The organism is Pedobacter hiemivivus (genome assembly GCF_005144565.1).
Classification (GTDB): domain Bacteria; phylum Bacteroidota; class Bacteroidia; order Sphingobacteriales; family Sphingobacteriaceae; genus Pedobacter; species Pedobacter hiemivivus.
On sequence record NZ_SWDX01000007.1, the window covers coordinates 265,067 to 277,090 of the forward strand.

Here is a 12,024-nt window from a genome sequence, read left to right on the forward strand (position 1 = left end):
GATTTCTTATTCATATTATTGTCGCTGACCGCGCAAGCTGTAATACAAGTTAAATAGATAACATGGTATTAAAATAATATAAGCGTACTGGTTGTTGACGTATTGTGCCAGACCACCATAAGCTAAGGGCATAATGGCCCCGCCTGCAACTCCCATAATTAATATAGCTGAGCCCCTGTTTAGCATTTTACCTTTTAAGCCTTTTAGCGCCTGTGGCCATATCGCAGGCCACAATAATGCGTTAGCTAGGCCAAGTAAGGCAATGAAAACAATGGATGCTGTTCCGGGAGCAAATATAGCCAGTATAGAGATAATTATTCCCAACCAAGCGGAGTACGTAAATGCTTTTTCCTGGGAAATGTATCTCGGTATGGCATATACGCCAAGTATGTAGCCAATCATGGTGCTGGCTAAGGTATAGGAAGTGAGGTTTTTAGCGATGCTTAATGGCAGACCATGGTATATGCCATAATTTCCAATCGTGTCTCCGGCGATAACTTCTAGTCCAACTGTAGAAAATGTAGCAATGAAGCCTAGCGTAAAGTTTAATCTCATTTTTGCAGATTGCTTCGGTAAGAGATCTTTTTCTCCGGAAACGGGCAATGAGGCTGTTATTTCGGGTAGATGTGCAAACTTGATTACATAGGAAATAAGGAGTAAGATGATGGTAAGGATACTATAAGGCATAATTACTGCATGTGCCAGCTCATCTAAACGGAAGCTTCGGGTAATGCTGTCCATGTTTTGAAGTTCCTCGATTAGCCCATCTGAATTTCGTAGGATGATTGCGCCTAAAATCAGTGGAGCCATTACACCAGCAAATTTATTGCAGATTCCCATAATGCTGATCCGCTGCGCGGCTTTTTCTGCAGGGCCCAATAAGGTGATGTAAGGATTTACTGCGGTTTGTAGCAGCGTAGTTCCCGTGCCTACTATAAATAAAGCAAGTAAAAATATAGGGTAATAACGCATCAATGCAGCCGGAATAAATAGTGCACAACCTGCTGCCATGATCGCCAATCCTATACGCATTCCTTTCACCATCCCCGTACGCTCTAGTAGTTTACTTGAGGGAATGGCCATTACCGTATAAGAAATGTAAAAAGCAAAAGTAACAAGATAGGCTTGCCACTCTTCCAGTTCGCAGGCTATTCTAAGATAGGGGATCAGCGTCCCATTTACCCAGGTAATAAACCCAAAAATAAAAAAGAAGGCACCAATTGTTCCTATTTGAATTGAAAGGCTACGCTTATTATTAAGCTGTATAGCGGTTGTAGTTTCAATCGGCATAATATCTGATTTAAAGTAATTCCTTTTTAGGATCTATCAATATAGGGAAATACTGACCGCTTATTTTTTCTCCTTTAGGTACAGGCGGGGTTCCGGGCATTAGCTCTTTATCTGTATCTGAAATGGTGCCATCAGCGAACATATTGAGCACAAATGCACTTCTTGATCTGTCTGATTTATTTTCATAAGAGCCATGGATCAGTAAGGGATGATGAAATGTGCCGTAACCTTTTCCGAGTTCAATGGGAATAGGCTTAAATGCAGCCTTTTGCTCCTCCGTTAAAAATTCCATTAAGCCATCCATTTCTCCAGCTAGCTCTGGTTTTTCCAGTAAGCCCCAATGGTGACTTTTAGGTACATAGTGCATGCAACCATTTTCTGTAGTGGCGTCATCTAGGGCTACCCAGCAGGTAAGGTGTTGCAGAGGAATGGTACGTGTCCAATAAGAATAATCCTGATGCCAGGCCACAACGCCACCATGTTTGGCTGGTTTGCAAAAAAGCTGATCATGCCAGAACCTCACGGCATTATTGCCTAATAGTTGGCTGGCGGCCATTACAAATGCCGGGTTCCATAAAACGTCATGAAAAGCAGGAGTGATGCGCCAGGCGCCTAATGCATGGAATAATACAGAATTAGGGTCTGTGGAAGCATTGGAGAAAAACTGATGAAATAAGGTGTGATCCGGAAGATTGGGGTCAGAGATGCGGATAAGGTCATGATTGAGCTGATCTACCTGCCAGTCCTCTAAAAATTTAATACCGCTCAGGTAACCATTCTCTTTAAAAAAGCTGATCTGTTCATCACTAAGTAAGTATTGTTCCCATTCAGTTTTGTTCTTAGGCCATTTAAAAAAGTCTGAAACGGGATGATGGTAGGATGATAGGTCTTTAAGTTGATCGGTGTTCATGTTGCTGGTTTTATAATCCAATAATCTGTTAATTCATTGCTTGCAAATGGGTGTGTTTATTGAGTAATCCGCTTTTGTGTAGCTTTTTTATAAAGTAGAAAGACCTATCCTCGAAAGGAATCTCATAGGGTAGTACTTCCTTGATAATCATTTTTTGTTCGGAAAGTAGGTTTGTTTCTTGCTGATTGCCAGATAAAAAAGCCAGACTCCATTTTAGCGGTAAAGCATCAGGATCTTGTCCATGCCATTCGTCTAACATTTTGCAGATGGTATCTATATTCCCTGTTCCCTGCATTAATATAATGCTGATTAAATCTGGTGAACTGTAGGGAATGGGGGTATTGTGTGTTCTGTAATCTACTATCCGTTGAATCAATCTCTGGCGTGTCGTTTTGTCCTCAGCTGGAAGGCAAATGAGTTCCATGTAATCTTCAAGTCGTTCGTCAACATGATGAGGTTTTCCAATCCCCATGTTTTCTGGCCAGGTTCTGGCCATTCGGATATGAAAGATTGCTTTTTCCAGGTCTTTTGTTGTTATTGCATTAAATGCACAGCGCAATTGGGTATCCCGCCAGCTGTTGCGACCTGCCGAAGCACCTTCATTAGGCAGTACCGTCATATTGCTCATTAGCGAGATGCCTTGTTCAAATTTTTTGGTGTGCATAAAACACCTTGCCAGCTTTAAGCCTAAATAGTAATTTTCAGGATAAAGTTTATATCCTTTTTGGGTGATAGACAATGCGGATGCCCAGTCGCTATGGTTTGCGTAATATTTAGAAAGGTTTAAGATGGTTCTCCATTCTTCAGGTGTCAGCTGATAAGCTTTTTTAAGGTCGCTTAAAGTACCTTTTACCCCCAGTTCTTCCCTTAAATTAGCCCTCACTATATAAAACGGATAGAAATCCGGGATTGAATCGCAACTGTCTAATAAGCTTAAGGCTTCAGTTTTTTGTAGATTCTGGATGTAAGCCAAAGCCAGAAAGTATTTAAATTTCCAGGAAGTATGACGGATAACTGCCTCGCGCAAAACAACAATGTCCTCTTCCCTATGGGGGAAAACAAAGTCGGCGTTTAGAGCTGCAGCATGGTCAAGTGCCAGATTAGCTAGTTTGTCTAAATCCAGGGCCGTATATAAATGGGCTTTCCAAAGGTATACCATTGGGTACTCCGGAGCGGTATTGAGGATAAGAACTGCATCGGGATGCAAGTTTAAATTGGCATAAAAAGCAGCCAGCTCTATATACGTTTCGTAAGGAAGTTCGCTGCTGGTGAGCGGTTCAGTAGTAGATTTCTGAACCTTTTGCAATTCAAATCTTGCCAGATAATTGATTGGGTCTATAAGAAGTAACTGCTGAATGAATTGCATCGCTTTATCTTTATGACCTTTCAAATTATTAATGATGATGCTTAAATATATGGATTGGAGATTCGCTGAATCTGACTGTCGCGCTTTTTTTACATAAGAGTAGGCCTTTTCAATCTGGCCTTCACGCATCAGTAACTTAGCCAGTTCAATAAGTGCGGAATTCCTATATGCTACGGACTGGCTAGCTATTGAAAAGCCATCTTTTGCGTCGGCCGTTTTTTGTAACCTATCGTTTACCAGACCATATAAATAATTTGCTTCTGGATCGTACGTGTCTACAGATAGGGACTTCCTGAGTAGTACAAGGGCCTCTGCGAATCTCATCTGTTTAAAATAAAGTCCAGCGAGGCCATTCAATGCATCCGTAAAAAAGGGGTCTTTTTCCAGACAAAGTTTGTATTGAGCTATAGAACGGTCAAAAAAGCGCTGCCTTTCCCATTCTTTTGCCTGAATACAGGATGCTTGAACTGAATCGTAGTTATAATCTTCATCAATTTTTGAAGGCCTTTTTAGTGGAGTGTGCAGTTCTGGGCCATTGTAAATTATTTCATCATTTAGTAAAACAGTCAGTTCTGCTTGTGTTACAGCGTAAGGAAGGTTAAAAGTACAGGATTGCATTGTCGCCAGTGTAATGGTCTGGTTTAATATCTCTTGCTGCAGGTGCAAAATTCTAAATTGATGGTTCAGTGGTTTATTTGCACAGAGCTGAATCTGTTGATGCTCGTCCTTGAGTGATAAATAAAAGGATAACTGTGGGGTTCCATAGCTGAGTCCGCCTAAGTTTTGTACAGGAAACCAGTGCTCTTCCCAGCTGTCGGTTGTAGCGGGTAAAAACGAACGGTGTTTAAATGGCGTTTTAGAACTGGCAGAAACACTTTGATTAAATAATCTACCACTTTGTACTTCAGTGTATTGTCCGTCTTGATCGGTAAGCAGATCTTCCCATATCATTCCATATCTTGAGAGTCCCCATATCCATATCTTTTTTCCTGGTTTTTCATCGTAAGGCGCAAAATGTCCCATTCCAAACTGGTCGTCGTGCCAGTAGCAACCCCAGAAATCCGTATACGCGCCAATAACATGATAGGATTTGTATTCACCGTGGTTATTTTGCTCATAAAAGGATATTTTCCTTTGTTCTTCATCCTCTGGCCAGCTTAAAGGGCTGCCGTCGTGTCCAAGGCGTTGTTGGCCCGGGTATATGTATTCCAGGTTTCCTGAGGCTTTAATGCCAACATTATTCCATTGGTAATAGGATTGAGGCAGACAGCTGTTGTTATGCCACCAACTTTTTGTGCTAAAATATGCCGCATCCTTTTCTAATTTAATTTCAACACGCCATTCAGTCCTTGATGGCCAGTCTGTAGCGCCAATAAAACAGCTCACGCTGCCATCTTCATTTTCAACCATTTTGTAGTCGACTGGAGCCGAGCAGGAGGGGGTATGCCCAATAATTCCCATATTAATCTCCATCCCACCCGAAGTCCAGGGACCCCTCATGGCGACATCTCTGAATTTTGCAGTATGATTGAAGTAAATGAATTCTTTTCCTGTGGACTTTTCTATAGCACCCCATATTTTACCACCAACAGATGGATTTACCCACAACTTTATGTAAGCGTTTTCCAATACAATCATTTCCCAAGCCTGATCTGCCCCCTTTGTGGTATAGCCATCAAACCTGTTATATGGGTATAACCGGCCAAACTCAGGAATAGGGCTCGGGTCTGAGTAAGGATAGGTTTTAAGTGTGATCAGCTTCTTCCTGATGTTGGCTTTTTCAATAGTTTTGATGTCTTTCATTTGCTTGTCTTGGTAGAGCAGGGCTGCATGTAAACTCAGCATATTTGGTATGATCAAACTTAACTAAGAAATAATTAAGAAACAAGGTTTATAATAAAAAATGTGTGCGGACACAATGTGTTTTATATCTAAATAAGCGATATAATTAGTTTTAATTGTAATGCGTATACATTTTAATATCGGAGCGTGTCGATTTAAAAAAAATGCTTTTTATTTTTAATTATGTTACGAACTAATTAGATACATTTGTTAAATTTTTTTTGGAACTCTGGCTACAGCCTAATTCTGGAATTCGGCTGAGTAAAATCAGAAATAATTAATGCGCTCAACTATATTATAAAATACAACAAGGAAATGAAGAACATCCGTATTAAGGATATAGCCGCCAAAGCAAAGGTATCTGCAGGTACTGTTGATCGGGTATTGCACGATCGGGGGAATGTTTCAGAAAAAGTAAAAGAACGGATTCTCAAGATTATAGAGGAGATGAATTATGAGCCTAACTTGATGGCTCGTGCGCTTGGAACTAAAAAGGAATATCATTTTGTTGCACTGATTGGTGATCCGCGGTATGATGCCTATTGGCTCGATCCAAAGGCAGGTATCCAAAAGGCGGCTAAGGAAGCAAGGCAATATGGGGTAAAAGTAACGCTGTGTATGTTCAATCCTTATGATGCTACTTCATTTGTCAAGAAGGCAGAAGAGGCGAGTAAGTTAAATCCGGATGGGATCTTATTGGCGCCAATGTTTTACCGTGAAGTACTTCCATTTTTTGAAGCATGGAAAAAACAGGAAATACCTTTTGTGTTGTTCAATACGCAGATTGCCGAGTTTGATCCGCTTAGTTACATCGGTCAGGATTCTTATCAGAGCGGACAAGTAGCTGGCAAATTGATTCATTACGGACAACCACAGGGCTCATCCATATTAATCGCTCATATTGATGAAGAGATCAGTAATTCTGCGCACCTTACCAAGAAAGAGCAAGGATTAAGGAATTACTTTATTCAGAATAATCTTGATCATCAATATGAGATCATCAAAGCGGAGTTAAATCTCAGGAACTATGCGATGTTTGTAGAACAACTGGATTCCATATTTGAAAGTAATCCACAACTACAATTCTGTTTTGTAACGACTTCCAAAGCTTTTGAAATAGCCAAATATTTTGAACAGAAATTCATAAATCACATCAGAATAGTTGGGTATGACCTTATTCCTCAGAATCTGCATTACCTGAATAAAGGAGCGATCAGCTTTTTAATTAATCAAAATCCTTTAGGTCAGGGGTATTGGGGTATCAATCAGCTGGTAAACCACCTGGTGTTTAAAAAGGAGATTTCTGCCATAAAATTCCTTCCATTGGATATTGTGACTAAAGAAAACCTGAACTATTATATTGAAGATTCTATGTTATACAATAGGTTTTAAAGATTCTTGTAGCCTATCTTTTCAAATGGAATGTCTATGAAGCCCGGGATTTTTTGCCATACCGCGGCATCTTTTCTCAGTTTAAAGTTTTCTTTAGTGTAATCTTCAAATCCTGGGTCTTCAGTGGTCTCGTAGTTGTTGTCCATAAAAGGGAGGAAACTTGCTTTTCCTTCTACTCTTTTTCCGATTTTAACAAATAGGTTTTTTGAGAATGGATTTCGTTTTGGTAGTTCTGGATCGTCTTCAAAGTAATTCGGTAATTGTGGGTATTGGATAGCGTAGGGTGGTTTTTTGTAGTTTACGGCTTCTAATCTTTTTTGGAATGTGCCGTCTTTTATCAGCATTGCTTTAGCCCAATGTTTCAGGCGGTCGTCAATATGTGCGACATAGGGCGTTTCAATGAAAATGTTATTATGGTAGGAATTGTCTCTACCACCGCCAATGAAACCTGCAACTGTACCGGCTTTATAGAACACATTACCGTAGACTTCCATGCCACAAGCACCATCATCATGGTAAACGGCCATCGTTTTATGCACACCGCCGATATGGTGAAAATAGTTATAGCGTACGATGTGCCCTCTTTCTGATGGATTACGGCCGTAATATAATGCGCCCATATCATCAGAATCCATGACGATATGATGAAGGTTATTGTATTCTACGAGGTGATTGTTACCGTGTAAGGTCAGACCAAAAGATGGTGCATTATAGATTTCACAGTTAGAAACAGAATTGCCGACACCAGTAACCCATATTCCAGGTCTGTAGGTCCGTTCAAGTCGGTTATAGTCGTGTGCACTGCAGTTTTTTATGTAGTTATTTCCTGGCTCTAGTGTCAGCCGGTCGCCGCCGCTGATCAAGAAGCAACCGGAGCCCATATTGTAGGCTTCGGAATTGATGATTCCATTGTTTTTTCCGGCTTCGCGGTTGAATACGGTATTTTCATAAACATATTGGAAAAGACTACCTATTTGTCTGGATGCTGGTTTTACGGCGTATACGCTTAGACTGTCCGACTCCAATTCCACCCCTTTGCCCATAAAAACAGCAACAAGGCCAAGGTTGGTAAACTTGCAGCCGTCAATGACTACGTTTTCAGTTCGTTCCATGGTGATGCCAATTCCCCTGCTACAGGTGAAGCTAAGGTTCTTGATGTTCACATTTTGCACATCCTCAATAGCAAACATGGGCGTTTCCAGTTCTGATATTTCGAGTTTTTCCAGGTTTGCAGGTGGTAAAAAGTAAAGGGTTTTAGTCGCTGCATCTACATAATATTCTCCCGGAAGGTCAATCTCTTCTGGTAGGTTATAGGCGTACCAGGATCTCCATGGCTTGCCGGTGGCAAAGCCATAGGGATGGGGTTTAAGCGAGGAAATTGTTTTGTTTACGGTGTCAATACTCTTTAAAGGAAGGGCATCTTCCGCATATCCCCATCGGAAAAAACCTGAGATCCATGCTTGATCAGGCTGTTTCCATTTAGATGGTCGATTAATGTCTTTGTAGGTAAATACACCGCCCCGGTTGGTGGAATCTCCCCATCTTGAGATAGATCCAGTGTCCAATACCGTGTGGATAGGTATACTTCCTTTATTTGGCCATCTCGCTATTGTGCCTGGTTGATCGTTGGCGAATATCTCTAATGGGGCAGGCGCATAACCTCTTGTAAAGCCAATCATTCTTAATTTTCCGATATTGTGTATGCCCGCAGCTGTTAGTGATACTTGCCTGATTTTATCTTTTACTTCAGGTAAGAAACGGTTCAGAAATCCCTCATCAGATATAGGGTTGATTAAGTTCATGGGAACAACCCTACCACCATGAACAATTGCCTTTTCGTTGTCGTAAGATTTTATGGTAAGCGGCATTCCTGAGTTCCATGTTTTACCTTTTACGATTTCCAAGGTTGAAGAAAGTGGATACACACCAGCTCGTAAAATGATCGCTACAGGTATTTTCTTTTTCTTACTTTGTTTATCGGCCAATGCTATTGCTTTTTCAAGCGTAGCTACCGGGCTCTTAATTTTTCCTCTAGCATTAGGTTTGCCATTCGGGGATACATATATTTCAATCTGCTGCTGGGCAAATCCCGATATGGTGATAGCCATGTTTAAAAGCAGTAAGCCTGTAAGTGTCTTTCTCATCAGTAAACGTATTTAATTGCTATTTTCTCTTCAGGACAATAAGGAATCCTTTTTCTCCTTCCAGACTGATCTCGTTTTTAATGTCAATTTTTTTGGCCGACTGGAATTCAATAATTTCAGGTATTTCAGCTGTTACTTCATTTTCTGAGAAACCAAGCGCATTCCAGTCTATGTTTAGCTTACATTTTTGTGGTTCTGCTGTCCAGTTTGCCAAGGCAATAATCACCTCGTCTTTACCCTTAAAAATGGTCGCTTCAGTCTTGTTGTTGTTGGTTTTAACAGGGATTTCATTGTTCCAGAAACCAATCATTTGCTTTCTTTCTATGTGGTAGTCATCCCAGAATTTCCAGATGTGTTCTGGCGTTTTTGCTTTGAACCAACCTAATCTATTGGTAATGCCAAATACCATTCCGCGCCATGGATTTCCGCCTTTATTTAACATTTGTGAAGAAAGGCCGAAAGGCAGGCCGCTAACTTCTATGAGCCAATAGTCTGATGAGCGGTCGTAATCCCTTGCTTCACCAACCCATAAATGGTCAATATAAGGTAGCATATCCATATACAGATTTAGGGAGGATGCCCATTTAGCGTACTTGTTGAAATGGTTCCAGGTGTGCATGTCAATTTTAGCACCGGGCCTATCTCTTTCCAGAATTTTACGGGTTCTTTGCATTGTTTCACGATCCAATGCCAGATCATCCATGTAGATCCCGTCAATGTTTAGTTCTTTACACATCCATTCGAGCCCACCCAGGAAGAAGTTGTTTAATCGGGAATCCGGTCTTGTGAGTACTGCCAAATCCTGCCTTCCTTTATATTTTCCGGAGGTAAATGTGGCTACCCAGCCTGGTATGAAATCTTTTTTTAGATTTTGCCCCAGCCAGGGGTGTACGCCATTTGGGTTTACCAGGGTTCTGGTTGCCATACCAGGTCCGGGATAAATGATCTCATCACCCAATGCGCGCATGGTCCACAATTCGGGTGCATTTACACTGATCTCACGAGTGGTGTAGTAGATCTTTGTTTTTATTCCTTTTGTATGTGTACTGTCTATAAAAGCTTTTAGGTCTGGCACATTGTCATTCGCAAAAGGATAATCCAGAAATGGATAAATATCTTTTTTATGGTGTACATTGATGATGTTGGCACCATGTTCTACTGCTAATTTGATGGTGTTGCTGGTGGTGTCAATATCAGAATGATAATAGCGGTCGTTAAACTGGATGTCTTTATTGATCAGTTTAAACGGAGTTACCAGGAATTCAGCATCAAATTGATAGGTTTCACCCTTTTTTAAAACACGCTGACCAGAATAAGCCTTGATCATTACTGTTTTATCCTGATGATAGATATCTACACCGCCTTTGTGGTTGTTTCCCCAGGATTCGGGTTCATGTAGTGGTCCAAATGGATAGTACAAGTTAACCAGTTGTCTCTGATAGTTTTTGCCCTTTAATTTTACTTTAAGACCTCCGTTTACTGCGCCCATCCATACCTCATCCTGGTGTTTTTCAATTACATCCCATTTCCATTTCCATTCTTTCGGACTAAAACCACCGTCTTTGTCAAGCCCCATCATATAGGTTGCCTTTTCTGGACGCATAGGTATCTGTAGTCTGATGTCATCAACTGGAATATCTCGTGATGCGCTGACTGTAGCGCTATAACCGATAAAACCATCGTAATCTGCACGGCCCTTCACTAAAATGCTGATGTCGCCATTCGTTAATGTGGTTTCCCACCGTGTAGATGCGGGGAAGTGATCTTCAAACTTTAATGGACTTGCTTTAAGGGGCAGGTCTTTGCCTTTCTGTGTTACAATAAACTGGATAGCTGCGGCAATGATTGGTTCACCCTTAGGAAGGATCAGTTCATTGTTCTTATCAAAATAAGTCTGAATGTCCATTGGTAGGCCTTGATCGGTCAGTTTTATGGTTCTACCCAGTATAGAAATTGTTTTTTGTGCCCTGTCAACCTGTTTAAAGCCATTGGTTATACCATTGTCGAGGGCAACTTTTGTATTTAGCCAGGCTAACCGCGATAGCTTGGTTTCATCATTATATCCATGATTTGCAATGATGTCTCCATTTACATCAATTGATACATGTACTGTTGTGCTGGGTTTTCCTGCTGCTGAAATTTCAACTATGCCTTTGTATGTTCCCTTGAAATCTTCGGGTACTTGAATCCCAAACCATAATGGTAATACTGTTTTTGCTTGCGCCTGTAGTGCTTTTGAAAAAGGTTCACCTTTGAAAGAGATTCCACCGCTATTGAAACAAGTGACATCTTGTATCGATTGACCCTTGCTATTACTTAGTGGAGAAAAGCGGACTTTTATATTTTTTAAGGGCTGAGTAGGAGCATATAGTCCGATTTGGAAGACGTAATATTCTCCTGGCTGAGCGCTGCCCTTAAATGACACAAGTTCTGTTGCGGAATAGTTTGTCCATTTTTCAGGAAGGCTGTCCAGTAACCTGATTGGATTTTCCCTGCTTTCAGGAAAAGTAAAATATGCTTTCGCGGGAAATTTCCTTAATAAGCTATTTACTTGTTCCGTTTTTGCGGGTTTCGACATTATGGTTGGTCCTAATCCTATATATCCAGTGAGTTTTGTTTCCCGTATGGCATCTACATCTATAGCATGAAGAAGTTTGTCCTTGTTTTGTCCGTACACAATGGGGGCAATTAGCATCAGAGAAAGGAATAGTGATTTTTTCATACAAGTTGATTTATTAAAACAAATCGGTGGTTTATATCTGGTTGTTATGGTTTGTGCTTTTCAGGTGGTTTAGAGGTAGATTGTATATTCTTCTTTTCTTCCTTCCGGTTGTTGCTGAAAATAGAAACGCAATAACCAAACATAACAACAAAAAACCGTTAATAAAAAATATTTTCAAAATTGTGTTCGCACACATTAATAATTTATTATGTTTGTGTAAGCATGAGGGGGTGACTGTGTGTTCGCACACTTTCGATCTGAGTGCCAATTTTTTCCACGAACCAAGACCAGACGAGTGGTCCTGTGGAAATACAACAATAACCAAATAGAAAGATTAATCAATCTAAAACCTTGAAGT

Annotated in this window: 6 protein-coding genes; 1 reads left to right on the forward strand and 5 read right to left on the reverse strand. The window is 40.7% G+C overall.

Going from position 1 to position 12,024, the window contains the following annotated elements; genetic code table 11:
* Positions 1-15: 15 nt before the first annotated feature.
* From gluP to FBD94_RS18615, 3 genes are read right to left on the reverse strand one after another with little or no spacing between them, the layout of a single operon-like run.
* Complete coding sequence (gene gluP, locus FBD94_RS18605) at positions 16-1,290, reverse strand: glucose/galactose MFS transporter (RefSeq protein ID WP_136881320.1); 1,275 nt, start codon at positions 1,288-1,290, stop codon at positions 16-18.
* Positions 1,291-1,300: 10 nt separating this feature from the next.
* Complete coding sequence (locus tag FBD94_RS18610; protein WP_136881321.1) at positions 1,301-2,200, reverse strand: phytanoyl-CoA dioxygenase family protein; 900 nt, start codon at positions 2,198-2,200, stop codon at positions 1,301-1,303.
* Positions 2,201-2,228: 28 nt separating this feature from the next.
* Positions 2,229-5,369, reverse strand: coding sequence for a DUF5107 domain-containing protein (locus FBD94_RS18615; RefSeq protein WP_169472353.1), 3,141 nt, complete (start codon positions 5,367-5,369; stop codon positions 2,229-2,231).
* A 354-nt stretch (positions 5,370-5,723) separates the two neighbouring features.
* On the opposite strand from FBD94_RS18615, the gene FBD94_RS18620 reads away from it, so the two are divergent.
* Entirely contained in the window at positions 5,724-6,800 is a 1,077-nt protein-coding gene (locus FBD94_RS18620; RefSeq protein ID WP_136881323.1) for a substrate-binding domain-containing protein, read from the forward strand.
* Here the strand turns inward: FBD94_RS18620 and FBD94_RS18625 are convergent.
* Together FBD94_RS18625 and FBD94_RS18630 are read right to left on the reverse strand one after the other, a co-directional pair.
* Complete coding sequence (locus FBD94_RS18625; RefSeq protein WP_136881324.1) at positions 6,797-8,944, reverse strand: right-handed parallel beta-helix repeat-containing protein; 2,148 nt, start codon at positions 8,942-8,944, stop codon at positions 6,797-6,799. The genes FBD94_RS18620 and FBD94_RS18625 overlap by 4 nt on opposite strands.
* Before the next feature lie 19 nt (positions 8,945-8,963).
* Positions 8,964-11,666, reverse strand: coding sequence for a glycoside hydrolase domain-containing protein (locus tag FBD94_RS18630; RefSeq protein ID WP_136881325.1), 2,703 nt, complete (start codon positions 11,664-11,666; stop codon positions 8,964-8,966).
* Positions 11,667-12,024: the final 358 nt, after the last annotated feature.